At 67.1% G+C, this 26,502-nt stretch carries 23 protein-coding genes; 11 read left to right on the forward strand and 12 right to left on the reverse strand.

Annotated elements, in window-relative coordinates; genetic code table 11:
- Positions 1-18 precede the first annotated feature (18 nt).
- The 6 genes from ABKS89_RS16300 (at position 19) to ABKS89_RS16325 (ending at position 4,856) form a co-directional block, all read left to right on the forward strand.
- Positions 19-987 carry a YVTN family beta-propeller repeat protein gene (locus tag ABKS89_RS16300; RefSeq protein WP_348586134.1) on the forward strand — a complete coding sequence of 323 codons (969 nt, stop codon included), beginning with the start codon at positions 19-21 and terminating at the stop codon, positions 985-987.
- A 26-nt stretch (positions 988-1,013) separates the two neighbouring features.
- On the forward strand, positions 1,014-1,745 hold the full coding sequence (gene pedB / locus ABKS89_RS16305) for a lanthanide ABC transporter ATP-binding protein PedB/LutE (RefSeq protein ID WP_348587587.1): 732 nt from the start codon (positions 1,014-1,016) through the stop codon (positions 1,743-1,745).
- On the forward strand, positions 1,742-2,560 hold the full coding sequence (pedC, locus tag ABKS89_RS16310) for a lanthanide ABC transporter permease protein PedC (RefSeq protein ID WP_138215599.1): 819 nt from the start codon (positions 1,742-1,744) through the stop codon (positions 2,558-2,560). Before pedB ends, pedC begins: the two co-directional genes overlap by 4 nt.
- A gap of 105 nt (positions 2,561-2,665) precedes the next feature.
- Positions 2,666-3,241: a PQQ-dependent catabolism-associated CXXCW motif protein gene (locus ABKS89_RS16315; RefSeq protein WP_138215598.1), complete on the forward strand. Its 576-nt coding sequence runs from the start codon at positions 2,666-2,668 to the stop codon at positions 3,239-3,241.
- A gap of 42 nt (positions 3,242-3,283) precedes the next feature.
- A complete protein-coding gene (agmR, locus tag ABKS89_RS16320) occupies positions 3,284-3,949 on the forward strand; it encodes a response regulator AgmR (protein ID WP_024764454.1) in 666 nt (221 codons plus the stop codon).
- 46 nt (positions 3,950-3,995) lie between these two features.
- Positions 3,996-4,856 (forward strand): DMT family transporter, encoded by an 861-nt coding sequence (locus tag ABKS89_RS16325; protein WP_348586135.1) that lies wholly within the window; start codon positions 3,996-3,998, stop codon positions 4,854-4,856.
- A gap of 293 nt (positions 4,857-5,149) precedes the next feature.
- Here the strand turns inward: ABKS89_RS16325 and nahK are convergent, their stop codons facing one another.
- The 5 genes from nahK to pqqF form a co-directional block, all read right to left on the reverse strand.
- A complete protein-coding gene (nahK, locus tag ABKS89_RS16330) occupies positions 5,150-7,777 on the reverse strand; it encodes a hybrid sensor histidine kinase/response regulator NahK/ErcS' (protein WP_138215596.1) in 2,628 nt (875 codons plus the stop codon).
- Positions 7,707-8,864 (reverse strand): nitric oxide-sensing protein NosP, encoded by a 1,158-nt coding sequence (gene nosP, locus ABKS89_RS16335; RefSeq protein WP_138215595.1) that lies wholly within the window; start codon positions 8,862-8,864, stop codon positions 7,707-7,709. The genes nahK and nosP overlap by 71 nt, the downstream gene beginning before the upstream one ends.
- A gap of 326 nt (positions 8,865-9,190) precedes the next feature.
- Positions 9,191-9,583: a hypothetical protein gene (locus ABKS89_RS16340; RefSeq protein WP_348586136.1), complete on the reverse strand. Its 393-nt coding sequence runs from the start codon at positions 9,581-9,583 to the stop codon at positions 9,191-9,193.
- 83 nt (positions 9,584-9,666) lie between these two features.
- Complete coding sequence (locus tag ABKS89_RS16345) at positions 9,667-10,869, reverse strand: porin family protein (RefSeq protein ID WP_348586137.1); 1,203 nt, start codon at positions 10,867-10,869, stop codon at positions 9,667-9,669.
- A gap of 286 nt (positions 10,870-11,155) precedes the next feature.
- Entirely contained in the window at positions 11,156-13,447 is a 2,292-nt protein-coding gene (pqqF, locus tag ABKS89_RS16350) for a pyrroloquinoline quinone biosynthesis protein PqqF (RefSeq protein WP_348586138.1), read from the reverse strand.
- A 165-nt stretch (positions 13,448-13,612) separates the two neighbouring features.
- Here pqqF and ABKS89_RS16355 point away from each other — a divergent pair, with 165 nt between their 5' ends.
- Both ABKS89_RS16355 and ABKS89_RS16360 read left to right on the forward strand, forming a co-directional pair.
- Positions 13,613-14,140: a cysteine hydrolase family protein gene (locus ABKS89_RS16355; RefSeq protein WP_348586139.1), complete on the forward strand. Its 528-nt coding sequence runs from the start codon at positions 13,613-13,615 to the stop codon at positions 14,138-14,140.
- Between the two features lie 19 nt (positions 14,141-14,159).
- Positions 14,160-15,080: a LysR family transcriptional regulator gene (locus ABKS89_RS16360; protein WP_348586140.1), complete on the forward strand. Its 921-nt coding sequence runs from the start codon at positions 14,160-14,162 to the stop codon at positions 15,078-15,080.
- A gap of 75 nt (positions 15,081-15,155) precedes the next feature.
- On the opposite strand, the gene ABKS89_RS16365 is transcribed toward ABKS89_RS16360, so the two are convergent.
- The 4 genes from ABKS89_RS16365 to ABKS89_RS16380 form a co-directional block, all read right to left on the reverse strand.
- A complete protein-coding gene (locus ABKS89_RS16365; RefSeq protein ID WP_138215590.1) occupies positions 15,156-16,595 on the reverse strand; it encodes a short-chain fatty acid transporter in 1,440 nt (479 codons plus the stop codon).
- A gap of 251 nt (positions 16,596-16,846) precedes the next feature.
- On the reverse strand, positions 16,847-18,028 hold the full coding sequence (locus ABKS89_RS16370; protein ID WP_348586141.1) for an acetyl-CoA C-acetyltransferase: 1,182 nt from the start codon (positions 18,026-18,028) through the stop codon (positions 16,847-16,849).
- Positions 18,029-18,110: 82 nt separating this feature from the next.
- Entirely contained in the window at positions 18,111-18,767 is a 657-nt protein-coding gene (locus ABKS89_RS16375; protein ID WP_138215588.1) for a CoA transferase subunit B, read from the reverse strand.
- Positions 18,768-18,793: 26 nt separating this feature from the next.
- Positions 18,794-19,492, reverse strand: a complete 699-nt coding sequence (locus tag ABKS89_RS16380; RefSeq protein WP_081519809.1) for a CoA transferase subunit A — start codon at positions 19,490-19,492, stop codon at positions 18,794-18,796.
- 125 nt (positions 19,493-19,617) lie between these two features.
- On the opposite strand from ABKS89_RS16380, the gene ABKS89_RS16385 reads away from it, so the two are divergent.
- A complete protein-coding gene (locus ABKS89_RS16385; protein WP_138215861.1) occupies positions 19,618-20,511 on the forward strand; it encodes a LysR family transcriptional regulator in 894 nt (297 codons plus the stop codon).
- 103 nt (positions 20,512-20,614) lie between these two features.
- Here the strand turns inward: ABKS89_RS16385 and ABKS89_RS16390 are convergent, their stop codons facing one another.
- Positions 20,615-21,346, reverse strand: a complete 732-nt coding sequence (locus tag ABKS89_RS16390; RefSeq protein WP_348586142.1) for an IclR family transcriptional regulator — start codon at positions 21,344-21,346, stop codon at positions 20,615-20,617.
- A gap of 99 nt (positions 21,347-21,445) precedes the next feature.
- Here ABKS89_RS16390 and hmgA point away from each other — a divergent pair, with 99 nt between their 5' ends.
- Both hmgA and fahA read left to right on the forward strand, forming a co-directional pair.
- Positions 21,446-22,738: a homogentisate 1,2-dioxygenase gene (gene hmgA / locus ABKS89_RS16395; protein WP_348586143.1), complete on the forward strand. Its 1,293-nt coding sequence runs from the start codon at positions 21,446-21,448 to the stop codon at positions 22,736-22,738.
- A gap of 1 nt (position 22,739) precedes the next feature.
- Positions 22,740-24,044, forward strand: a complete 1,305-nt coding sequence (gene fahA, locus ABKS89_RS16400) for a fumarylacetoacetase (protein ID WP_348586144.1) — start codon at positions 22,740-22,742, stop codon at positions 24,042-24,044.
- Positions 24,045-24,511: 467 nt separating this feature from the next.
- Here the strand turns inward: fahA and ABKS89_RS16405 are convergent, their stop codons facing one another.
- Both ABKS89_RS16405 and ABKS89_RS16410 read right to left on the reverse strand, forming a co-directional pair.
- Positions 24,512-26,002, reverse strand: coding sequence for an aldehyde dehydrogenase family protein (locus tag ABKS89_RS16405; RefSeq protein ID WP_348586145.1), 1,491 nt, complete (start codon positions 26,000-26,002; stop codon positions 24,512-24,514).
- Between the two features lie 16 nt (positions 26,003-26,018).
- On the reverse strand, positions 26,019-26,423 hold the full coding sequence (locus tag ABKS89_RS16410) for a c-type cytochrome (RefSeq protein WP_081519803.1): 405 nt from the start codon (positions 26,421-26,423) through the stop codon (positions 26,019-26,021).
- Positions 26,424-26,502: the final 79 nt, after the last annotated feature.

Consider the following 26,502-nt stretch of genomic DNA (forward strand, 5'->3'; position numbering starts at 1 on the left):
CCCATGAGGACCCTGCCCATGCCCCGCCTGCTCGCCCTCTCCTGCCTGAGCCTCGCCCTCGGGCTGGCGTCGCCCGCCTTCGCCGCCACCGCCTACGTGTCCAACGAGAAGGACAACAACCTCAGCGTCATCGACCTGGACACGCTGACCGTCACCGGCACCATAGACACCGGCAAGCGCCCGCGCGGGCTGGCGCTGTCCCACGACAACAAGCTGCTGTACATCTGCGCCAGCGACTCGGACACCGTGCAGGTGCTCGATCTAGCCACAAGCAAGATCATCAAACAGCTGCCCTCGGGCGCAGACCCCGAGCAGTTCGCGCTGCACCCCAATGACCGCTGGCTGTACGTTTCCAACGAGGACGATGCGCTGGTCACGGTGGTCGACACCCAGACTGCCCAGGTGCTCGGGCAGATCGACGTCGGCGTCGAGCCCGAAGGCATGGCGGTGAGCCCGGACGGCAAGTGGGCGGTGAACACCAGCGAGACCACCAACATGCTGCACTGGATCGACACCTCGACCCAGAAGCTGGTGGACAGCACCCTGGTGGACCAGCGCCCGCGCCACGCCGAGTTCACCCACAACGGCTCGCAGGTCTGGGTCTCGGCGGAGATCGGCGGCACCGTCAGCGTGGTCGACACCGCCAGCCGCAAGATCCTCAAGACCCTGCGTTTCGCCATACAGGGCGTACACCCCGACAAGGTGCAACCGGTGGGCGTGCAGCTGACCAGCGACGGCAAGCTGGCCTTCGTCGCCCTCGGCCCGGCCAACCATGTGGCGGTGGTGGATGCGAAGACATTCGAGGTGCTCGACTACCTGCTGGTGGGCCGCCGCGTCTGGCACCTGGCGTTCACGCCGGACGAAAAGACCCTGCTGGCCACCAATGGCGTCAGCGGCGACGTGTCGGTGATCGATGTCGCCTCGCGCAAGGTCACCAAATCGATCAAGGTTGGCCGCTACCCGTGGGGCGTGGTGGTGACGCCATGAACGCAGCCAGTATGAGTGCACCTGCCATGAATGCGCTGGCGGTCCGCGATCTCAGCTTCTCCTACGGCTCGCGCCGTGCCCTCGACGGCCTGGAATTCGAGCTGCCCGCCGGGCGCTTCACCGCCCTGCTCGGCCCCAACGGCGCCGGCAAGTCCACCCTGGTCGCTCTGCTCACCCGCCTCTACGACCTGCAGCAGGGCGAGATCGACGTGCTCGGCTGCAGCCTGCGCCGCCAGCCGCGCCTGGCCCTGCGGGAGTTGGGCGTGGTGTTCCAGCAGAGCACCCTGGACCTGGACCTGAGCGTGGAACAGAACCTGCGCTACCACGCCGCCCTGCACGGCCTGCCACGCAGCGTAGCCAACGAGCGGATCGACGCCGAACTGGCCCGCCAGCAGTTGCTGGAGCGTCGCCGCGACAAGGTCCGCGCGCTCAATGGCGGGCACCGCCGCCGGGTGGAGATCGCCCGCGCCCTGCTGCATCGCCCGCGCCTGCTGCTGCTCGATGAAGCCAGCGTCGGCCTCGACCCGGCGGCGCGCCAGGCCCTCAACGAGCATGTACGCCGGCTGTGCCGCGAAGACGGCCTGGCGGTTCTCTGGACCACCCACTTGCTGGATGAGGTGCGCAGCGACGACGCGCTGCTGGTGCTCGACCGCGGGCGCCTGGTCGCCCGCGGCGAAGCGCGGGAAATCTGCGCGCCCGACGCCGGCAACCTGGAGCGCACCTTCGACCGCCTGACCCGCCTGGAGGCCTGTGCATGAGCGCCCTGGCAAACCCTCCCTTCAGCCCCGCCGCCTACTGGCAGTGCCTGCGCGGCATCGTCGTGCGCGAATGGCTGCGCTTCGTCCTGCAGCGCTCGCGTTTCCTCAGCGCGCTGGTGCGGCCGCTGCTCTGGCTGCTGGTGTTCGCCGCCGGCTTTCGCGCCGCGCTGGGCATCTCGATCATCGAGCCGTACGACACCTACGTCACCTACGAGACCTACATAGTGCCGGGGCTGTGCTGCATGATCCTGCTGTTCAACGGCATGCAGGGCTCGCTGTCGATGGTCTACGACCGCGAGATGGGCAGCATGCGCGTGCTGCTGACCAGTCCGCTGCCGCGTGCCTTCCTGCTCGCGAGCAAACTGCTGGCCACCGCGCTGGTATCACTGCTGCAGGTCTACGCCTTCCTGCTGATCGCCTGGCTGTATGGCGTGCAGCCGCCGCCCATGGGGCTGGTGGCGGCGCTGCCGGCGTTGCTGCTGGCTGCCCTGCTGCTGGGAGCGCTAGGTCTGCTGCTGTCCAACGGCATCCGCCAGCTGGAGAACTTCGCCGGGGTGATGAATTTCGTCATCTTCCCCCTGTTCTTCCTCTCCTCCGCGCTCTACCCGCTGTGGAAGATGCGCGAGGCCAGCCAGTGGCTGTACTGGCTGTGCGCGCTGAACCCGTTCAGCCACGCGGTGGAGTTGGTGCGCTTTGCCCTCTACGAGCGCTTCAATCTGCTGGCGGCGGGCGTCTGCCTGGGGCTGACGCTGCTCTTCGCCGGCCTTGCCGTGCTGACCTTCAACCCGCAGCACGCCGCCCTGCGCAAGGGCTGAAACCTACTACTTTGGTACCGGTTCGCCCCTCCTGACGTCGAATTTCCAAAGCCGCACAGCCGGCATCTAATGGCCACTACAAGAAGAACGAACAGAGATCCCGCCATGCCTCGCCTTGCTCCTGCCCTGCCCGGTCACGTGAGCGGCTGCCTCGCCGCGTTCCTGCTCAGCGTGACCCTCGCGTTGCCGACCGCGCAGGCCGAGGACGCGCCGCTGTTTTCCGCCGACGGCTACCGCCAGGCCCAGTACCGCAGCCCGACGCCGCCTTCCGCCGACCACGCCATCACCCTCGACACCCCCGCCCTGCAGGCGTTGCTCCAGCGCGAACCGCAGACCCGGCTGGTGGACGTCTACCGCCGTACCTTCCTAAACGGCCAGTTCGTCGAGGACGAAAAGCACCGCAACCTGCCCGGCAGCCTGTGGCTGGCCAACGTCGGCACCGGCACCCTGGAGCCGCAGTGGCAAGCCTACCTGGAGCAGAATCTCGCCCACCTCACCGACGGCGATGCCAGGCGCCCGCTGGTGTTCTACTGCCGTTCCGACTGCTGGATGAGCTGGAATGCCATCCGCCGCGCACATGCGCTGGGCTATGCCAGCCTCTACTGGTACCGTGATGGAATCGACGCCTGGGAACAGGCAGGACTGCCCCTGCAGGATGCGCAACCGCAACCCCTGAAGTAACTTGCGATCACCGCCCATAACGACAACAACGAGGTGCAGGCCATGTACAAGATCCTGATCGCCGACGATCACCCGCTGTTCCGCGAAGCCATCCACAACGTCATCGCCGACGGCTTCCCCGGCAGCGAAGTGATGGAAACCGCCGACCTCGACAGCGCCCTGGGCCTGACCCAGGAACACGACGATCTCGACCTGATCCTGCTCGACCTGAACATGCCCGGCATGCATGGCCTGAACGGCCTGATGAGCCTGCGCAACGAGGCGCCAACCATCCCGGTGGTGATCGTCTCCGCCGAGCAGGACAAGCAGGTCGTCCTGCAGGCCATCACCTACGGCGCGGTGGGTTTCATCACCAAGTCGTCGCCGCGCGTGCAGATGACCGAGGCCATCGAGCAGATTCTCAACGGCAACGTCTACCTGCCGTCGGACATCATCCGCACGCAGAAATCCTCGCCGCGCCGCAGCGGCCAGGAAGACCACAGCATCCCGCCGGAACTGCTGCAGGCGCTGACCCGCAAGCAGCTGCTGGTGCTGGAGCGGATGACCAAGGGCGAATCCAACAAGCAGATCGCCTACAACCTGGAGATCGCCGAAACCACGGTGAAGGCTCACGTCTCCGCCATCCTGCGCAAGCTGAAGGTGCACAACCGCGTGCAGGCCATCCTCTGCGCAGGCGATATCGACTTCGCCGCCTACCTGCGTCGTTGACGCCGAATCCGTCCGTGCCGCCGAGACCGCTACCGGGAACCCCTCGATGCCCTCCACCCGCACCCTGAGCCTCACCGGCCTGGCGATGATCGCCTTCGCCGGCAACTCCATCCTCTGCCGCCTGGCCCTCAAGGCCACCAGCATCGACGCGGTGAGCTTCACCGGCATCCGCATCTTCGCCGGCGCACTCGTGCTCGGCCTGCTGCTGAAGCTGCGCCGTCGCGCCGCCAGCGACCGCGGCAACTGGCGCGCGGCGGCGGCGCTGTTCGTCTACGCCGCGGCCTTCTCCTACGCCTATGTACAACTGGATGCCGGCACCGGCGCGCTGCTGCTGTTCGGCGCGGTGCAGGTGACCATGATCCTGATCGGCCTGCTGCGCGGTGAAAGCCTGCGCGGCCAGGCCCTGGTGGGTTTCCTGCTGGCACTGGGCGGACTGCTCGTCCAGTTGCTGCCCAGCGCCAGTGCGCCGCCGCTCGCGGGTGCGCTGCTGATGCTGCTCTCGGGCGTGGCCTGGGGGCTGTACTCGCTGCTCGGGCGCAAGGGCAGCGATCCGCTGGCGATCACGACGGGCAATTTCGTGCGCGCCATTGCCTTTGCGGCCGTGCTGGCGGTGCTCTTCCATGCCGATCTGCGGGTGGACACCCTGGGCGTCGTGTATGCCGTGCTGTCTGGCGCGGTGGCCTCAGGGATCGGCTATGCCATCTGGTACAGCGCGCTGCCGGGGCTGTCGGCCATCCAGGGTGCTTCGGTGCAACTGAGCGTACCGATCCTCGCCGCCCTGTCCGGCGCAGTGCTGCTAGGCGAAGCGATCAGCCTGCGGCTGGCGCTGGTTTCACTGGCGGTGCTGGGCGGGATCGCCCTGATCCTGCTGGCGAAGGTACGCGCGCCCGTCGCGCAGCGCGCCTGATCCGCAGGGCGTACAACCGTTCGCGGTTGTACGCTGCTTCATCTCTGCTCGCCGCGCGCCCAGCTTGATCCCGGAGCGCAATGAAGCCACGGCCAAACGGCGGATAACGTCGAACGTTTTCCGCCCTACGGAGGCATCCAGGAGCGCACCAGTAGGATGGTGTGGAGCGCAGCGATACCCATCGATCCGGCGCGGTTGCAGCATGGGTATCGCCTGGGCTCCACCCCTCCTACGCAGAGTCCATCCTGAAAGCGGGGTGATGGGCTCGATGCGAAACAACACGCGACGCCGGCTCAGTGGGCGTTATCGATCAAGTGACACAGCGCCGTCTTCAGCTTCATCGGCCGCACCGGCTTGTGCATCAGCGTGTGCCCCAGCTCGCGGACCTGCTGCTTCAGCTCGTTGCTGTAGTTGGCGGTGATCATCAGCGCCGGTAGCGGCGTGCCGCGGCGGGCGTTGATCGAGGCCACCGCATCGACGCCGTTCAACCCATCGTCGAGGTGGTAGTCGACGATCAGCAGGTCCGACTCGGCGTGGAAGTTGTCCACCTGCCGCGCCAGGTCCTCCTCCGACAACGCCGTCACCACCTGGCAGCCCCAGGTCTCCAGCAGCGTGCGCATGCCGGCGCAGATCGAGGCGTCGTTATCCAGCACCCACACGCGGGATCCGCGCAAGCGCTCCACCAGGTCGTCAGCGGTGCGCTCCGGTTCCGGCGCGCTGCGGGCCACGCGGCGCGCCAGCGGGACTTCGATGGCGAAGCGCGAGCCCTTGCCGGGCACCGATTCCACCTGGATGCGATGGCCCAGCATGCGCGCGATCTTCTCGACAATGGCCAGGCCCAGGCCCAGGCCGCGATCCTGATGGAAACGCTGCACATCGCCGCGCTTGAACTCCTGGAATATCTCGCCGAGCTTGTCGGCGGCGATGCCCACGCCGGTGTCCCAGACCTCGATCCACAGGCTGTGCCGACGTCGCCGGCAGCCCAGCAGTACCCGGCCCGAAGGCGTGTAGCGGATGGCATTGGTCAGCAGGTTGCGCAGGATCCGCGCCAGCAGCTGGATATCGCTGCGCACCTGCGCGCCGCAGGGTACGAAGTCCAGCGCCAGGCCTTCGCTGGCGGCCACCTGGCGGTACTCGGCGGCGAGGTTGCCGAGCAGTTCGCTGACATCGAACGAGGCAATGTCCGGCTTGATCACCCCGGCATCCAGCTTGGAGATGTCCACCAGGGTGCCGAGCAGCGTCTCCACGTCCTCCAGCGACTGGCTGATATTGCGCACCAGCGCTTCGCCGCTGCGCTCCTGCAGGGCGCTGGTGAACAGCCGCGCGGCATTCAACGGCTGTAGCAGGTCATGGCTGACGGCAGCGAGGAACTTGGTCTTCGACAGGTTGGCCTGCTCTGCCTCGCGCTTGGCCTCGCGCAGACGTCCTTCGACCTGACTGCGCTCGTCGATCTCGCGCTTGAGCTGGTCATTCAGGCTGGTCAGCTCGGCAGTGCGTTCGCGCACCCGTTGCTCCAGATTCTGGTACGCCTGGTGCAGCGCCTCGGCGGTGCGGCGGCGCTCGGTGATGTCACGGATCAGCACGAACAGCCCGCTCACCGTGCCGTCGGCCTGGCGGTTCGGCACGTAGGAGCGCTGCATGTAGCGTTCCTGCCCGGCGAGATTGGTCTCGGCGATCTCGAAAGTCACGTTCTCGCCCGAGAGCGCGCGCTCGAAGTACGGTTCCAGCCGCTGGCAGTGCTCGGCGCTGTGCACCTCGCGCAGGTTGCGCCCGAGCATCGAACCGCTGGGCCAGCGGTACCATTCCTCGTAGACCTTGTTGGTGAAGTCGTAGTCCAGGTCGGCGGTGAGGTAGGCGATCAGCGCCGGCACCTGGTCGGTGATCAGGCGAATCCAGCGCTCGCTTTCGCGCAACGCCTCGGCGTGCCGGTAGCGCTCGGTGATGTCGGTGAAGGTGTTGACGAAGCCGCCGGTGGGCAGCGCGTGGGTGCGGATCTCCAGCATGCGTCCGTCGAACAGGCGCTGCTCGATCACCCCTTCCGCCTCGCCCTTGCGCGGCCGGCTGCGCGGGGTCAGCAGCGGCAGTTCGCTGTCGGCCATGACCTCGGCAAAGGGCCGGTGCGCCTCGATCGGCGCCAGGCCGCAAAGTTCGAGGAAGCGTCGGTTCCACAGCTCCAGCGCGCCATCGGCGCCGACCATGGCCACGCCCTGGGACAGGTTGTCCACGGCGCGCTGCAACAGGTGCGACTTCTGCGCCACCGCCTGCTCGCGGCGGGCCATCTCGTTCTGCTTGATCTCGGTGATGTCGCTGTAGAGCACCACCAGCCCGCCGTCGCGGGTCGGCCGCTCGGTGACGCGCACCCAGCGGTCGTTGCGCAGCCGATAAAGGGTGTGTTCGTCATCGCTGCTGCGCTGCTCTTCGACGATCAGCCCGCTGCTCTGCGCCAGCCGGCGCACCTCGGCGAGCCGCGTTCCAGCACCGACGCGGGCGCGGGTCTGCGCCCAGAAGGCACGGAAGCGTTCGTTGTAGAGAACGATGCGCTGCTGCGGGTCGAACAACACGAAGGCATCGGAGATGCTCTCGATGGCATCGAGCAGGTGCTGGTGTGCGGTTTCCGCGCGCAGGCGGGCATCGCTGAGCAGCTGGTTGCTGGACTTCAGCTCGACCATCGCTTCGCTCAGCGCATCGGTGCGCTCGCGCACCTGCTCGGCCAGCACCACCGAATGCTGGAAGGCGCCGTAGGCGTTGTCGCCCCGCGAGGTGGCCGACTCGACACGCTCGATCAGCGCCGCATTGATCCGCTGCAACTTGTGGTTGTCGCGCTCCAGCTCGTCGATGCGCGCGCGCAGCTCAGCGTCCGGCGTTGCCCCGAGGACGGCCAATGGCGACACCGGTGAAGGTCTGGTTGATATGCATGCCATTGAATTGTTCCCCGTAGGTGTTGAAGCCGATCACCTGCTGGCTGCGGAGAAACTCGGCGGTGGGCTCGGTATCGCCGGCCACCTCCAGCTCCAGGCGACGCAGGAAACAGTCGCAGCCAATGGTCAGCAACGGCGGCCCGAGGCGTTCGTGCAGGCGCTGGAACTGCGCCTGCAGCCCGGGCAGCAGCGGGCCGGTGCTCATGGCGGTGAGGACGATGCCGTTCTCCACTGCGCAGTAGAAGGTCAGGCTGAGGTCGTCGTTGACCTGCTGGATCGAGCGCACGTAGTACTGGTCACGCACCCGCACCGCCAGCGGATGCGCCGGGAACAGCGAGAAGTCCAGCTGCTCCAGCGGCACTCCGACCAGCCGGGCGAACTCCAGCGCGGCCGGCTCGGCGTTGAGCTCCAGCACGCGGCGGCTGTCGCTGTCGGCGCGGGTGACTACCAGTTTTTCTTCGCTGGGCAGCACGTGGTGGGTGGTGAACACCTCGAAGTCCAGCCAGGTGTTGAACAGCACCACCACCGCCGCGCCGGTGTGGAACTGGCCCTGGTAATAGACGTGGGTGTGGGTCAGGTGATTATCGTCGCCGGCCGAGCCGCCGAAATGGGGGATGGCGCCCAGCGCGGCACTGAGCGCCGCCAGCACCACTTCCTCGCGGCTGGACAGGCCGTCCAGCAGGGTCAGGGCGAAGCTGTGGTCCTTGATCGGCGCCAGCCCGGCGCTGCGGCAGTCCGCCACCAGCGACTCGACCATCTGCTGCGCGTCGATCAGGCTGAAGCGCTCCATCTCGTCCACCAGCGCGCAGGAGATGGCGAAGCTGCGCAAATCGAAGCCCACGGCGGTGACGCAGCCACGCCCGTAGCCCTGCGGGGTGATCTCCCCGGCGGTGGTGCAGCCGGCCAGGTCTATGCCGCCGAAGTACTGTTCCAGCGCGGCGGCGAGCGCCGGCAGGTCGTATTCGGCGGAACAGAAGAACAGCACGAAGCCGAGGTTGGGATGGATCAGCTGGCGCGCCAGGTCCTGGGCAACCGCCTCGACGTCGCGGGCACTGGACATGCCGCGAACGACTCCTTGTGTTTCGTGCATGGCGTACGCCCAGTCAGGATATCGACGTGGGCATTCTACGAAGCGGCCGGGGCGCGCCCCATGCTACTTGGGTCGCGGCGGGTCTATCCGAAAGTAGCGGGATATCTGTAGGAGCGGGCCATGCCCGCAACCGCGCCCGTGGGTTGATGCCGGCGTTTCCCGTCAGGTACCGAACGGCATGAAACGCCGGCCTTGCCGGCGGTTCGCGGACATGGCCCGCTCCTACAGGTCGATTCCGTCAGTTCGTAGGGCGCATAACCCGGAACGGGTTATCCGCCGATGGCAACGTCGGCGGATAACGCTGACGCGTTATGCGCCCTACGGCGTCAGGCAGCCGGCCAGAACAGCAAGGTCAGCACCAGCATCCCGGCATAGAAGCCCGTCTCCAGCGTCTCCGTCCACGGCTGAATCCTGCGCAGCGCGCCATGGATGTGCACCACCACCATCAGCCCTGCTACCGCCGCCAGCACCTCGAAGGTGGTCACCAGTGCCTCCCCGGTCAGCGCCGCGCGCAGCATCAGGGCTTCGACGATGAGGATGAACGCCCCCAGGCAACGCCCGAAGTACACCGCAAGATCGGTGTGCTCCGGCAGTTGCCACTGCATCACCCTCGCCCACGACATGGGCATCAGGAAGATGGGCAGGGCGAACACCAGGGTGGTGGCGATGGACAGAACCAGCAGGTAACTCTGCGCCTGCGCGCTCCACATTCCGATCATGAAAAATCTTCCTTGAGAGCAAGAAAAAAGGCGGGCGACACACCGTGCCGACCCGCCGAACTGGAGCCAAAGGAGTTGGGTTGTTACCAGTTGAGGACGGCGCCCACCGCGAAGGTGTCGGTGTCCTCGCTGACGGTGGAGCCCTTGCGGCCGTCGATCTCGTAGACGTTGTACTCGGCCACCAGCTTCAGGTTGTCGTTGATGGTGCGGAAGTAGGCGATGCCCTGGGTCGAGTAGTCCGCCGCGCTGCCCAGGCCGTTGCCGTCGTCGCGGGTCTCGCCGGTGGACAGAGCCACACGGTTCTTGCCCCAGCTGTAGGAGCCCTGCAACAGCACGCCGCGGCTGTCCACTTCCCGCAGCGCGGCTTCACCCGCGTTGTTGGTGAAGAACGGGTTGATGCCCTTGGCGGTAAAGCCCGACCCCGTGAGCGAGAAGCCGCCCATCTTCGCCTGGATGCCATAGCCCAGGCCCTTGGAGGTCACGCTGTCGACTTCGTCATTGGTGTTCTTCGAGGTCTGGTAGGCGCCGTTGACCCAGCTGTAGATCTTCGCCCCGCCGACGTCGAACTGGTAGCTGATCTCGCTCTCGTAGCGCGGGTTGTCCTGGTAGGCCTTGTCGTCGAGGCCGTCGCTGGCGTCCTTGTCGATCTGGTTGGTGTCGATCGGGTCCATGATGCCCACCGCGATGTGCAGGCCGTCGACCAGGTTGTTGTTGCGGTAGGTGATCTGCGAGGTCGGGAACGGGTACGGGTAGCCGGTACCGATATTGCCGAAGGACACGCCCTTGCCATCCACCAGGCCGAGGGTGTCGCTCGCGTTGCCGAAGCCGGCGAGCAGTTCGTCGAGGAAGATGTTGGAGCGCGAGAACAGGCCGAAGTCCTTGCCGATCAGTACCTCACCCCAGTCACCGGCGACGTTGCCGTAGAACTGGCGGACGTCGATGGCGGTGTCGGTGCCATCCTGCTCGCTGTCGTTGATGGTCACCCAGAACGAGGAGCGCCCGGTAAGGGTCAGGCCGTCGATCTTCTTGCCGAAGTTGAAGCCGATGTAGTTGGGCAGGAAGCCCATCTTCACCCGCGACTGACGGCGGTCGTAGGTTTCGCCGTTACGGTCGACGTCGCTGTTCACATAGAAGGCGTTGAAGTAGCCGTCGGTGGAGAAGGTGGTGTCGTCCTTGTCGTATAGCACGATGTCGGCGCGTGCGCCGCTCGACAGTGAAGACAGGGCCAGGGTGGCCAGTGCCAGCGGCAGCAGCTGGTGGCGGACGGCGTTCTTGTTCTTGTTCATGGCGCTCTCCGGGTGGGATCGACTGTGCTCAGTCGTGTCGGAGGCGATTATCGAAACGCCCGCAGCCTCGCCATACGCTGCTTTGGCGCTGGTTCCAAGGGCCTTGCAGGCGTCTTGCGGGAGCGCTGCGCAAGGCTCTGCGACCACCGCTACCTCGGGCGCGCGGCGATGGTCGCGGGTAGTCGCGACCTCCGGGCAGCTACCTTGGGCCGGCACACCGGGCGTAAGGCAAAAGTCGACCGTGGCACCGCCTTGCGGACGGCACCCCAGGTCGAAAGTACGAGGATCAGGCGTGGCTGAGCATCAGCCAGTGACCGCCCTGGGCGGAGCTGAGCGCCGAATGCGCGGCGCGCAGTTCGGTGGCGCAGAGGTTGCCGAGCGCCTGGACCATCGCCTCGCGGTGCGACGATGCGACGCCGGCCAACTGGTCGTTCCAGGCCTGATGCAGGCGTTCGGCGAAGTCGCCCGGCGCGCGCGCCAGCTCGGCGGCCAGCGGAGCGCGCAGGCTGTCGACTCGTTGCGGGTCGATCCGCAGCAGGGCTTCGCCCTGGCGGTAAAGGAAGCTGTCGACCTCGGCCTGCAACTCCACCGCCGACAACAACGGCGACTGCACCGCGAAGAGTATGCCGCGGCGCATGCCCACTTGGCGGAAGCCGCAGTACAGCGCATAAGCCAGTTGCCGCTCACCGCGCAGCCAGTGGAAGAAGGCCGGTTCCAGCACGCGGGCCAGCAAGCGCCACGCGGCTTCGTCGGCCGCCGAGCGCGACGCCAGCGGGCAGAACAGCAACAGCGCCGCTTCGCCCGCCAGCTCCAGTACCTGGCGATGCCGACCGGCCGGGCCGCTGCGCGGCGGCAACGCGCTGGTGGTCGAGTAACCGGCCAGGGTATCCGGCAACTCGATGCGGCGAGTCAGGTCGTCCCAATGGGCGGCGGACCAGTCCGGTGATGCATCGCTGTCCCCGGCCAGCATCTGCGGCAGCAGATCGAGCAACTGTCGGATCGGCATTTCACCTTCGCGGCGACGGCGTTCGGCAGCGTGCAGACGCGCGCCCTGCCCCAGCACAGCGGCGGCAGGATGCTGAAGCGCATGGATCGCGCACTCGGCCAGCTCGGCAAGGTGGTTCTTCGCCCCCGACAGCATCAGCGTCCAGTCACTTTCCATGGCTTCCAGACGCAGGCTGGCGCCCTCGTGCCGCGCTGCGCCCGCCAGCGGGCGCAGCGCCTGCCGGGCGCAAAGGAAGGCCGGCCGGCTCGGTGCCAGGGGGAAGCGCCAGCGCAGGTAAAGGGCGGCGGGCTCGGCGTTCGTGGCCGCTTGCGTCGGCGCGAACGACCACGGTTCGCCACGCAACGGTTCGATGCTGCGTTGCGGACTGCGGGCGACATCGAGGATGAAGCCGGCCGAGGTCAGCGACTCGCCGATCACCGACTCGCAGGCGAGCAGGCGGGTCATGCGCGGCGTCACCAATTGGCCGAGCCATGCCGATGGATGGGCGCTTCCCGCGCGGCGTTGCAGCTGTTCCAGGGCGCCGGTGGGTTCGTCGACAGGTGCGCCGGCGAGGATATCCGCCGGCAATTTGCGCAACGCCTCCAGCCAGGAGAGGAAGGCCGATTCCACGAGATCGGCAGTGGAGGCTTCAGCCAGTTCGAAATCGAAACGCAGCAACGCCTGGCTGTTGGCGAAGCGACTCAGGCGCACACGGGCGCTGTCAGCCAGTCCGTTCTGCCCCAGGCAGGCCAGCAGCGATCCGGGCGCCTCGTCGGCCAGCCAGCCCTGCAACTGCTCCAGCAACGCACCACCCTCACCCGCCACGCCCTCCAGGGCGAACGCCAGCACCAGTCGCGGCGCGCCGGTCAGGCGCAGCTTCAGCTCCTGACCGGTCAGCGGCAGGAGGGATTCTTCACTGGCGGGCTCGGCCAGCGCGCCGGACGGGAACACAGCGGCTTCGCGCTCGGCCAGTGCCGCCAGTTCTTCCAGCGATTGCGGCCCCTGCAGCCAGAGTTCCAGCGCCCCGCCCACCTGACAGGAGCGAATGAAGTCACGCAGCGCCTTCTGGAACTCGGCGCTTTCCACCTTGAGGCTGTCGCGGCGACCGGCCACGAAACGCCCCAGCGGGTGCTCCGGCGCCACCGCCAGCGCCAGGGCGGCGTCGATCAGGGTGTCAGGGTCACGGCCGCGGGCGAGGAATTCAGCTTCCAGCACTTCGCGTTCGGCAACCTGCACGGCTTCGTCCAGCAGCGGCCGCGCCAGCATGTCCACCAGCCGCGCCAACCCGTTGCCCAGATCATCGGCCGGCACCTCGAAGAAGTAATCCGTCTGCCGCGCGCGGGTGCTGGCATTGAGTCGGCCGCCACGGGCCTGCACCCAGGGCATCAGGCGCTCGCCCTCGACGAAGCGCTCGCCACAGAGGAACAGCAGGTGCTCGATGAAATGTGCGAGACCAGGGAAGCCTGTCGGTTCGTCGTGGCTGCCACGGGCGATCCGCAACAGCGCGGCGGCGCGGCTGGCGCCCGGAGCCTGGATGACGGTGGCGCGCAGGCCGTTGGCGAGGGTCAGGGTCTTGGCGGGAAGGCTGTTCATCGGCATCCGTTCCGGTTGATGGCCGCCACCATCGCCGAAGGCGCGGCAAAGGGAAATACGGCTTTGGCAGCAAATGCTGGGCGGCATTGGCCCACGCCATCAGGCCGGCTACCATTCCCGGCTCCACTCGACCTTCGCCATTCTCTTGAAAGGAATACGCTCGCCATGAGCACCGCCCTGCTGATCATCGACGTCCAGTCCGACCTGTGTACCGGCGACTACGCCTGTTTCGACATCGACAATGTGCTGCAGCGCATCAATGGCCTGAGTCGCGCGGCGCGTGAGGCCGGCGTGCCGGTGGTGCTGGTGCAGCACGAGGACGATGATCTGCAGTATGGCAGCGCCGGCTGGCAGCTGGAAACGTGCCTGCTCACCGATCCTGCGGACCTCAAGGTGCGCAAGACCACCCCGGACTCCTTCCTGCGCACCGGCCTCGCCGACCTGCTGCAATCGCGCGGCATCGATCACCTGGTGATCTGCGGCCTGCAGAGCGACTATTGCGTCGACACCACCACCCGCCGCGCCCTCGCCCAGGGCTACGCGGTGACGCTGGTGGGCGACGCCCATTCCACCGTCGACAATGCCGTGCTCAACGCCGCGCAGATCAGTGCGCACCACAACGCAGTGCTGGGCAGCATCAGCAGCTTCGGTCCGCGCGCCAAGGTCGTCCCGGCCGCCGACGTGCATTTCTGAAGCCTGCGAGGCCATCGCCGTGAATTTCGACTGGAACGACATCCCGATCCTCCTCGCCCTCGCCCGCCACGGCAGCATGAGCGCCGCCGGCCGCGCGCTGGGCGTCGACCCCTCGACCATGAGCCGGCGCCTGGTGGCGGCGGAAAGCGCGCTGCAGACTCGCATGTTCATCCGCGACAACGCGGGCTACAAGGCCACCGACGCCGGCACGGCCTTCCTTGGCTACGCCGAGCGAATCCTCGGTGACGTGCAGAGCATGCTGCTGGAAACACGCAACGAAGCCAGCGCCATCAGCGGTTCGGTGCGCATCACCGCGGTGGACTTCCTGTTCAGCCACTGGCTGGTGCAGCACATGCCGCAACTGGCGCGCACCTACCCCAACCTGCAACTGCAACTGATCCCGGCGAACCGCGCACTCTCCTTCACCCGCCGCGAGGCCGACTTCGCCCTCCGCCTGGCGCGCCCGGCCGAGGACGCCGCGCTGGTGATGCGCAAGGTCGCCGACATCGGTTTCGCCATCTACGCCGCCACGCCCTTCGCCCAGGTACCGCCTGAACAATGGCCGCAGCAGCCCTGGCTGGGCTACGGCGAAGACCTCGATGACACCCCGGAGATGTGCTGGCTGCGGCGCTTCGTCCCGGATGCCAACTTCGCCCTGCGCGCGAGCAGTGTGACCACGCTGATCCATGCCTGCGAAAGCGGCCTGGGCATGGCGCTGCTGCCCTGCTTCCTCGGCGAGCGCGAAGGCCTGGTGCGTCTCTCCGGCGCGGTGGTCGTGCGGGAAATCTGGCTGCTCGCCCACCGCGACGCCGGCCGTATCGGTCGCTTCCAGGCGGTCAGCGACTGGCTGCGCGAAGTGTTCGACCAGGACACCGCGCAGCTCAGCGGCGAACATCTCGACGGCCGCACGCTCGGCGCGGTGGAAGTCAGCCGGGGCTGACAGCGCCCGGAAGAAAGAAAAAGCCCGGATGTCGCGAGACATCCGGGCTTTTTGCCGTCGGGGCCGAATGCGTGGTTACGGCTGGACCGGCGGCAGGTACTGCAGGGTGGTGCCCAGCGCCCAGAGCAGGAACAGCACCAGGGGCACGTGGACGAGCAACTGGACGAAGCTGAAGCCGATCAGGTCGCGGGCTTTCAGGCCCAGCACGCCCAGCAGCGGCAGCATGTAGAACGGGTTGATCAGGTTCGGCAGCGCCTCGGCGGCGTTGTAGATCTGCACTGCCCAGCCCAGGTGGTATTGCAGCTCGTTGGCCACCTGCATCACGTAGGGCGCCTCGATGATCCACTTGCCGCCGCCGGACGGGATGAAGAAGCCCAGCACCGCCGAATACACGCCCATCAGCAGCGCATAGGTGTCGTGGGAAGCGATCTGCACGAAGAAGGTGGAGATGTGGTGGGCGATGGTGGAACCGTCGCCGCCCTTCACGGTGGTCAGGATCGCCGCGATGGAGCCGTACAGCGGGAACTGGATCAGCACCCCGGTGGTGGTCGGCACCGCGCGGGCCACGGCGTCGAGGAAGTTGCGCGGGCGCCAGTGCAGCAGCGCGCCGACCATGAGGAACAGCAGGTTGTAGGTGTTCAGCCCGGAGATCGCGGTGATCGCCGGCTTGGTGCTGAATTCGTGGACCAGCCAGCCGGCGGCCAGGGCAACCAGCATCAGGATCAGCAGCGGGCTGTGTTCCAGCCATTCGCCCGGCCGGGTCGCCTTCGGCGCGCTGGGCGGGGTGAAGCTGACGTCCACGCCGCAGGCCTTGGCGTCACGGGCGCTGGCCGCGCCGGGTGCGGTCATGTAGGCGATGACCAGCGACACCAGCACCAGGGCCAGCAGCATCACGCCGGACTGCCAGAGGAAGATGGTCTCGGTGAACGGGATGACGCCGGTGATCGCCAGGATCGACGGCGGCAGGCTGGCCGGGTTGGCCTGCAGCTGCGCGGCGGAGGACGACAGGCCCAGCGCCCACACGGCGCCCAGGCCCAGGTAGGCAGCGGCGCCGGCGGCGCGGTAGTCCATCTTCAGGTCTTCGCGACGCGCCAGGGCACGCACCAGCAAGCCGCCGAACACCAGGGACAGGCCCCAGTTGAGCAGCGAGGCGACCATGGAAATGACCGCGACCCAGGCGACTGCCGAGCGGCCGTTCTTCGGCACGCGGGCGAACAGGTCGATGAGCTTGGAGGCCGGGCCGGAGCTGGCGACCACGTAGCCGCCGATGACCACGAAGGCCATCTGCATGGTGAAGGGGATCAGGCTCCAGAAGCCGTCACCGAAGGCCTTGGCGGTTTCCGTGGCCGGTGCGCCAATGGCCAGCGCGGCGACGCTGACGATCAGTACCGCCAGCGCGGCGAACACCCAGGAGTCGGGGAACCAGCGTTCGGCCCAGTTGGAACAGGCCATGGCGAAGCGCGCGGAGCGACTGTCCTGAACGGCTGTGCCGGAAGTGTGGGCGTGGGAATTCATAATGGTCTACCTCGTTGTTCTTGTAATGGCTCATCGTCGAACGGGGCTTGTGGCAATTCCCGTCCTGGAATGAAAAACCGCCCGGCCTGCGTGGGGCCGAGCGGTGACGCAAGGGCTTGCCGGCGCCGGGGGACGCCGAAAACCGCGGCAGGATGTTCGTCTGTCGGTGTGCCCACCTACCATCCCGCCTGCCGGGCTGCATGGGTACATGCCGCCCGGCGCTCGCCAACTGGTCGTTAGTCGCGCACTCCTCAGTCCCTCACGAGAGCCATGGCGACACCCTGACCGCCGCCGATGCACAGGGTCGCCAGACCCTTCTTCGCGTCGCGGCGGAGCATTTCGTGGAGCAGCGTCACCAGCACGCGGGCGCCCGAAGCGCCGATCGGGTGGCCAAGGGCGACAGCCCCGCCGTTGACGTTGACCTTCTCGGCGTTCCAGCCCAGTTCCTTGCCGACCGACAGGGCCTGCGCGGCGAAGGCTTCGTTGGCCTCGATCAGCTCGACTTCATCGAGATTCCAGCCCGCCTTTTCCAGGCAGCTGCGGGTCGCGGTTACCGGGGCGATACCCATGATCGACGGGTCTACGCCACTGCTCGCATAGGCTTGGATGCGCGCCAGAACCGGGAGGTTCAGACTGCGTGCGCGCTCGGCGCTCATCAGCAGCACGGCGGCAGCGCCATCGTTGAGGGTGGAGGCGTTGCCGGCGGTGACGGTGCCGTCCTTCTTGAACGCGGGCTTGAGCTTGCCCAGGGACTCGGCGGTGGTGCCGGCGCGCGGTTGCTCATCGGTGTCGAAGGACAACGGCTCGCCTTTGCGCTGAGGAATCAGCACCGGGGTGATCTCGTCCTTGAAGCGGCCGGCCTCGATGGCCGAGGCGGCTTTCAGCTGGGACTGCGCGGCGAAGGCGTCCTGCGCCTCGCGGCTGATACCGAACTTCTCGGCCAGGTTCTCGGCGGTGATGCCCATGTGGTAGTCGTTGAAGGCATCGATCAGGCCGTCGCGCAGCAGGGTGTCCTGCAGCTCGGCGTGGCCCATGCGCAGGCCGGTACGGGCCTTGGGCAGCACGTAGGGTGCGAGGCTCATGCTCTCCTGGCCACCGGCGATGATCGCTTCGGCGTCGCCGCAGCGGATTGCCTGGACGCCAAGGAACAGCGCCTTCAGGCCCGAGCCGCAGAGCTTGTTGATGGTCATCGACGGCACTTCCACCGGCAGGCCGGCGCCGATGGCGGCCTGGCGTGCAGGGTTCTGCCCGGCGCCGGCAGTGAGCACCTGGCCGAGGATGACTTCGTCGATCTGGTCCGGCTTCACGCCGCTGCGTTCGAGCAGCGAGCGGATGACCAGGCTGCCCAGTTCATGGGCGGGAATGTTCGCCAGGCTGCCCTGGAAGGCGCCGATGGCGGTGCGGGTGGCGGCGACAATGACTACGTCTTGCATCTGGGAACTCCGAAGCTGGCTTTACCTGTAGGAGCGGGCCATGCGCGCGAATCGCGGGCATGGCCCGCTCCTACACAGGGGATCAGAAGGTCATTTCCTTCACATCGTCCGGCACGATGAGGCGGCCGGCGGTCTTCTCGGCGATCTCTTCGACAGTCACTCCCGGCGCGGTCTCGCGCAGGATGAAGGCGCCGTTCTCGATTTCCAGGTAGGCCAGGTCGGTCAGTACCTTGCGGATGCAGCCGGCGCCGGTGAGCGGCAGCGAGCAGCGGTCCAGCAGCTTGGACTCGCCGTCCTTGGAGGCGTGGGTCATGGTCACGATGATGTTGTCCGCGCCGGCCACCAGGTCCATGGCGCCGCCCATGCCCTTCACCAGCTTGCCGGGGATCATCCAGGAGGCGATGTTGCCCTGCACATCCACCTCGAAGGCACCGAGCACGGTGAGGTCGACGTGGCCGCCACGGATCATCGCGAAGGATTCGGCGGAGGAGAAAATCGACGCGCCCTTCACGGCGGTCACGGTCTGCTTGCCGGCGTTGATCATGTCGGCGTCGACCGTGTCTTCGGTGGGGAACGCGCCCATGCCGAGCAGGCCGTTCTCCGATTGCAGCATCACTTCCATGCCCTCGGGCACGTAGTTGGCGACCAGGGTCGGGATGCCGATGCCCAGGTTCACGTAGAAGCCGTCCTGCAGCTCGCGCGCCACGCGCTGAGCCATCTGTTCGCGGGTCAATGCCATGTTCTTGTCTCTCTTGTCCGGTGGGCTCAGGAACGCACGGTGCGTTTTTCGATGCGCTTCTCGAAGGTTCCCTGGATGATGCGGTCGACGTAGATGCCGGGGGTGTGGATCTGGGTCGGGTCCAGCTCGCCCGGCTCGACGATCTCCTCCACCTCGACGACCGTGATACGGCCTGCGGTGGCGACTACCGGATTGAAGTTCTGCGCGGTGTGGCGATAGATGACGTTGCCGTAGTGGTCGGCCTTCCAGCCCTTGACGATGGCGAAGTCGCCGGTGATGGCGCGCTCCATCACGTAGTGGCGGCCGTCGAACTCGCGCACTTCCTTGCCGTCGGCGACCGGGGTGCCGTAGCCGGTGGCGGTGAAGAAGGCCGGGATGCCGGCGCCGCCAGCACGGAGTTTCTCCGCCAGGGTGCCCTGCGGGGTCAGTTCGACCTCCAGTTCACCGGACAGCAGCTGCTGCTCGAACAGCGCGTTCTCGCCAACGTAGGAGGCGATCATCTTGCGGATCTGGCGGTCCTCCAGCAGCACGCCGAGGCCGAAGCCGTCGATGCCACAGTTGTTGGAGACCACGGTCAGGCCCTTCACGCCCAGCTTGCGGATGTGCGCGATGAGGTTCTCCGGGATACCGCAGATGCCGAAACCGCCCGCCAGTACCGTCATGTCGTCGGTGAGCCCGGCGAGGGCTTCCTCGTAACTGCCTACACGCTTGTCGAGTCCTGCCATGTCGCTGCTGCCTCTTGTATTTGGAATGTCCGACCCATCGGTCAGAGAGCGTCTGCAGCTTCACCGGCGGCGACTGATTTGTTAAGTTTGTTTTTCCAATGGATTGATATGGTTTGCTTATCAATATGACCGTGAAGCAACTGCGCGCCTTCCTTGCCGTCGCCCAGAGCCTGAGCTTCGCCCAGGCCTGCGAGCGCCTGCACCTGTCGCAGCCGGCGCTGAGCCTGGCGATCAAGAGTCTGGAAGAGTCCCTGGGCGGTCAGTTGCTGGTGCGCACCACCCGCAGCGTGGCGCTCACACCGGAGGGCGAAACACTGCTGCCCCTGGCCCGCCGGCTGCTGGCGGACTGGGACAACGCCGAAGAAGTGATGCACCAGCACTTCACCCTGCAACTGGGCAGGGTGTCCATCGCCGCCATGCCCTCCTTCGCCGGCAACCTGCTGCCCGCCGTGCTGCGTACCTTTCGCGACCGCCACCCGAAGGTGAACGTGGCGGTACACGACGTGATCAACGAGCAGGTGCTGGAATTGGTGCGCAACCACCGGGTGGAACTGGGCATCGCCCTGGAGCCGGACAGCCTCGACGGGCTGACTTTCACGCCTTTCTACACCGACCGTTTCGTCGCGGTGCTGCCGGCGGATTCAGCGCTGGCGAATGAATCCCGGATCACCTGGGAGCAGTTGCTGGAAGACCATTTCATTACCCTGCAGCGCCCGTCGGCCGTACGTCTGTTGCTGGAAGATCGGCTGCAGGGGCGACTGCCGGTGGCGTTCGAAAGCCACCAGTTGGTGACCGTGGGCCGGATGGTGGCCGAAGGACTGGGCGTGAGCGCCGTGCCGCGCCTGTGCCGGCAGCAGATGGAAGAACTGGGGGCGCGTTGCGTGGCGCTCGACGAACCGCGTATCGAGCGCCGGGTGGGGCTGTTCTGCCTGGCGGAGCACAAGCTTTCCAGTGCCGCACAGGCGCTGGGCGATGTGCTGGTGAACGGGACGGATTGGGCGGGGATGGAGCGGGAGTGAGCGGATTCTGCGCACACCCTGTAGGAGCGCGCCATGCGCGCGATCGCGGGCACGGCCCGCTCCTACAATCCGACTCCCTGGCTGATCAAAGCATCTCAGGCGGTCAAACCTCTCCCCCCATCCGCAAACTGACTTCCCGGGCCATCTCCAGCAGCGCCCGCGCCGCCTCGCCATGGGCTTCGGCAGCAAAGCTCGCCTCCGAACCCACCACGGTAATCACTCCAGCCAGCTCCCGCCCGATCTTGAACAGCGGCACCGACAGCGCATTCACCCCCGGCATCAGCAGGCCGTGGATGGCATGCAAACCCTCGCTACGAATTCCCTCCAGCACCACCTGATCGGCGCCCTCCTCCAGCCCATCCTTGTAGGCGGCGAACACCAGCCCGGTGGACGAACCGTGCAGCGGCAGCACCGAACCGACCTGGGTCACCAGCGTGACCATGCCCTGGGCCGGCTCCACCTGCACCACGGTCGGCCCGTGGCTGCCCCAGATGGCGAGGAAGCAGGTCTGCCCCAGCACATCGCGCAACTCGGCCAGCGCCGGGCTCGCGACTTTCACCACATCCAGCCGGCGGATCGCCGCCAGCCCGACGTACAACGCCTCGCGTCCCAGGCCGTAATGGTTGGTCAGCGGGTCCTGCTCGGCGAAGCCGCTGGCGATCAGCGCCTGCAGGTAGCGGTGGACCTTGGCTGCCGGCATGTCCAGGTACTCGCCCAGGCGCTTGAGCGAGGTGCTCGGCGAGAGGTCCGCCAGGGCCTTGAGGATCTGCGTGCCGACTTCGGCGGATTGCACCTTTGCGCCCTTCGTCGGGACGGAGTCTTCTGCGTCGTTCATGGTCTTCAACTTAAAGGAACTCCCAGACGGACTTGACGGCCCGTCGACACGAAATTACGTTAATCGTAATTCAATTACGATAACAAGAGTGAAACCACCATGACCGCCTCTCCTGCCTACCAATCCGGGTTCGGCAACGAATTCGCCAGCGAGGCCCTGCCGGGCGCCCTGCCCGTGGGCATGAACTCGCCGCAGCAGGTGCCGCTGGGTCTCTACGCCGAGCAGTTCTCCGGCACCGCCTTCACCGTCCCGCGCAGCGAGGCCCGGCGCACCTGGATGTACCGCATCCGCCCGTCCGCCGCGCACCCGCGCTTCGAGCGCCTGGAGCGGCAGATCACCGGCACTGCCCTCGGCCCGGTCACCCCCAACCGCCTGCGCTGGAACAGCTTCGCGATGCCCGAGGAGCCTACCGACTTCGTCGACGGCCTGCTATGCATGGCCGCCAACGCCGAAGCCGAGGCCTGCAGCGGCGTCAGCCTGTACGCCTACCGCGCCAACATCTCGATGCGCCGGGTGTTCTTCAACGCCGATGGCGAGCTGCTGATCGTGCCCCAGGCCGGCCGCCTGCGCCTGGTCACCGAGCTGGGCGTGCTGGAGGTGGAGCCGCTGGAAATCGCCGTGATCCCTCGCGGCATGCGCTTGCGCGTCGAATTGCTGGAAGCCGAGGCTGCCGGCTACGTGGCGGAAAACCACGGCGCCGCGCTGCGCCTACCCGATCTCGGCCCCATCGGCAGTAACGGGCTGGCAAACGCCCGCGACTTTCTCGCCCCGGTGGCGCACTACGAAGACCTGGAAGGCCCGGTGCAGCTGGTGCAGAAGTTCCTCGGCGAACTCTGGGCGACCCAGCTCGACCACTCGCCGCTGGACGTGGTCGCCTGGCACGGCAACAACGTGCCGTACAAGTACGACCTGCGCCGCTTCAACACCATCGGCTCGATCAGCTTCGACCATCCGGACCCGTCCATCTTCACCGTGCTGACCTCGCCCAGCGACACCCACGGCATGGCCAACATGGACTTCGTGATCTTCCCGCCGCGCTGGATGGTGGCCGAGAGCACCTTCCGTCCGCCGTGGTTCCACCGCAACCTGATGAACGAATTCATGGGCCTGATCCAGGGCGTGTACGACGCCAAGGCTGACGGCTTCGTCCCCGGCGGGGCCTCGCTGCACAACTGCATGAGCGCCCACGGCCCGGACAACGCCACCACCGTGCAGGCGATTGCCGCCGACCTCAAACCCCACAAGATCGACAAGACCATGGCCTTCATGTTCGAGACCGGCCGCGTGCTGCGCCCCAGCCGCTTCGCCCTCGACTGCCCGCAGCTGCAGCGTGACTACGACAGCTGCTGGAGCGGCATGCAGAAGACCTTCGACCCTATCCAGGAGCAGTAACATGAGCGCCGCCCACACCGCACAAAGCTGGATCGAATCGGCCAACGGCCACCCGGACTTCCCCCTGCAGAACCTGCCACTGGGCGTGTTCAGCCCGCCGGGCGACTCGCCCCGCGGCGGCGTCGCCATCGGCGACTACATCTTCGACCTGAAGACCGCCTGCGAGACCGGCCTGTTTCACGGCGCCGCGCACCAGGCCGCACTGGTGGCCAGCGGCGACAGCCTGAACGCCTTCTTCGCCGCAGGCCCCACTGCGCGCCGCACCCTGCGCGAAGCGCTGATCCACCTGCTCAGCGAAGGCAGCGGCGAACAGAAACGCATGGAGCACCTGGGTGCCGCGCTGCTCAAGCCCCAGGCCGCGTGCCGCATGCATCTGCCGGCCAAGGTGGGCGACTACACCGACTTCTACGTCGGCATCCACCACGCGCAGAACGTTGGCAAGCTGTTCCGCCCGGACAACCCGCTATTGCCCAACTACAAGTACGTGCCCATCGGCTACCACGGCCGCGCGTCCACCATCGTGCCTTCTGGCACCGAAGTGCGCCGCCCCAACGGCCAGACCTTGCCCGCCGGCCTTGACGTGCCGGTGTTCGGCCCCTGCGCGCGGATGGACCTGGAGCTGGAGCTGGGCATCTGGATCGGCCAGGGCAACGACCAGGGCAAGGCCATTCCGATCAACGCCGCCTCCGGCCACATCGCCGGCTTCTGCCTGCTCAACGACTGGTCCGCCCGTGACGTGCAGGCCTGGGAATACCAGCCGCTGGGGCCGTTCCTGTCGAAAAGCTTCGCCACCACGGTGTCGCCCTGGGTGGTCACCGCCGAGGCGCTGGAGCCTTTCCGCGTCGCCCAGCCGGCCCGCCCGGAAGGCGACCCGCAACCGCTGCCTTACCTGTACGACGAAGGCGACCAGCAGCGCGGCGCGCTGGACATCGAGCTGGAAGTCCTGCTGCACACCGCGCGCATGCGCCGGGAGCACCAGGGCCCGGAGCGCATCGCCCTGAGCAACACGCTGAACATGTACTGGACCGTCGCGCAGATGGTGGCGCACCACAGCGTCAACGGCTGCCGCCTGCAGGCGGGTGACCTGTTCGGCTCCGGCACCCTCTCCGGGGAAACCCCGGACAGCTTCGGCAGCCTGCTGGAGCTCACCGGCGGCGGCAAGCAGCCGATCGTGCTGGCCAATGGCGAGGAGCGACGTTTCCTCGAGGACGGCGACGAGATCATCCTGCGCGCGCGCTGCCGCCGCGACGGCCACGCCTCCATCGGCTTTGGCGAATGCCGCGGGCGGATCCTCCCGGCCCACTAAGGCCGCTCGCGTCATCCGTAGGGCGCATAACGCGCCAGCGTTATCCGCCGAATAGCCGGCGGATAACCTGTTCCAGGTTATCCGCCCTACGCCATCTCCCGCTCTGTGTAGGATGGCGTGGAGCGTAGCGATACCCATCAATGCCCCGCGCCATCAGCATGGGTATCGCTGCGCTCCACCCATCCTACGAAGCTGACGCCGAACCTCCCTGTAGGAGCGCCCCATGGGCGCGATCGCGGGCATGGCCTGCTCCTACAGGGAAAGTCCGCCGCTGGCCGATGTAGGAGCGAGCCATGCTCGCGAACCGTAAGCAGGGCTTACGGCGCCGACGCACACCGGAGCCGCGAGGACTCCGTCCGCGGTTCGCAGGCATCGCACGCTCCTACAGGACGATCTCTTGGAATTCCTGCGAAAAAAAACGGGCCCGAAGGCCCGCTGCTAAACGAGGGTGTTGCTCTCACTATCAATCAGTGCGCGATGCACACCGACTTGATCTCGGTATAGGCCTCGACCACGGCGCGGCCGAACTCGCGGCCCATGCCCGACTGCTTGACGCCGCCGAAGGGCATGCTCGGATCGAGCAGCACGTGGGCGTTGACCCACACGGTGCCGGACTCGATGCGCGGGACCATGTTCATCGCCTTGGACAGGTCGTTGGTCCACAGGCTCGCGCCCAGGCCGTATTCGCTGTCGTTGGCCATCTCGATGGCCTGCTCGTCCTCGTCGAACGGCAGGACCGCCAGCACCGGGCCGAACACTTCGTCACGGGCCACGGCCATCTGCATGGTCACGTCGGCCAGCACGGTGGGCTGCACGTAGAAGCCACTGCCGCCGACCTGCTCGCCACCGCAGACGATGCGCGCACCCTGCTCGCCGGCACGGGCGATGTGGTCGAGCACGCTGCGCTGCTGCTTGGCGGACACCAACGGGTTGATCTGCGCGCTCGGGTCCATCCCCTCGCCCAGGCTCATGCCGGCCACGGCAGCAGCCAGCTTCTCGACGAACTCGTCGTAGCGCGAACGGTGCACGTAGAAGCGCGACGCCGCAGCGCAGACCTGGCCGTTGTTCAGCAGGCCGCCCAGCAGCGCGCCCTGTACGGCGTTGTCGATGTTGGCATCGGCGAGGACGATCATCGGGTTCTTGCCGCCCAGCTCCAGGGCGAAGCGGGTCATGTTCTGCACGGCGGCCAGGCCGACGCTGCGACCCACCGCGGTGGAGCCGGTGAAGGAAACCTTGTTGACCAGCTTGTGGCTGGCCAGGCCGCCACCGATGCGCGGGCCGTCGCCGGTCACCAGGTTGAACACGCCAGCCGGCACACCGGCCTCGAAGGCCAGTTCGGCCAGGCGCAGGGCAGTCAGCGGAGTTTCAGAAGCGGGCTTGATCACCACGCTGTTGCCGGTGGCGAGCGCCGGGATCAGCTTCCACACGGCGATCATCAGCGGGAAGTTCCACGGCACGATGCCAGCCACCACGCCCAGCGGCTCGCGGCGGGTGTAGGCGGTGAACTTGGCGCCGGGCGGCAGCGGGATGGAGACATTCAGCGACTGGCCTTCGATCTTGGTCGCCCAGCCGGCCATGTAGCGCATGAACTCGACGGTGGCGCCGACATCCAGCATCCGCGAGATGTTGATCGACTTGCCCTGGCTGAGGGTTTCCAGCTGGGCCAGTTCCTCGCCGTTGGCTTCCACCAGGTCGGCGAAGCGCAGCAGGATGCGTTCGCGGTCGGCCGGACGCAGGTCAGCCCAGACGCGGGACTTGTAGGCCGACTGGGCAGATTTCACGGCGCGGTCGAGCAGGTCGGTATCGATGTCGGCGACGCTGGAGATCGCCTCGCCGGTGGCCGGGTTCAGCACGTCGGTGCGGGCGCCCTCGGGCACCACCCAGGCGCCGTCGATGAAGCAGCCATGCTTGCGCGCCAGGAAGGCAGTGACCTGAGGCAGGATCTGTGTGACGTTCATGGTCTCTCCTGATTGATCAGTGCTGCTGGCTCAGCCAGCAGGTGAGCGCCCGCCGCTCGGCCGCATCGGCCAGGCCTGCGAAGGGCATGTAGGTTCCGGGCACGGCGGCCTGGGGCTGGCTGACGAAGGCGTCGAGGTTGTCACGCGACCAGGCCGCGCCCTTGCCTTTCATTGCCTGGGAATAGCTGAAGCCGGCAAGCGATCCGGCCATGCGGCCGACTACGCCATGCAGGTTGGGGCCCATCATGCCGGGGCCGTCGGCCTTGGCGGTGTGGCAGATCGAGCAGTCGCGGGCGAAGACGGTTTCGCCCTGCTGGGCGTCGCTGGCCGGGCAGTCGCCGGCGAACGCCAGGACCGGTTGCAGCAGCGCGCCGGCCAGCAGCAGGCCGAGGGCGCGGAATCGGAGCTTGTTGCGGGACATCGGGAAATCACCTTCGAGTACAGCTTGCGGCCGGATGGCGCGCGTCATCGAAGGTGATTGTTGCCAGCGGCGTCGGGGA

This window comes from Pseudomonas sp. LABIM340, assembly GCF_040017195.2.
Taxonomy (GTDB): domain Bacteria; phylum Pseudomonadota; class Gammaproteobacteria; order Pseudomonadales; family Pseudomonadaceae; genus Pseudomonas.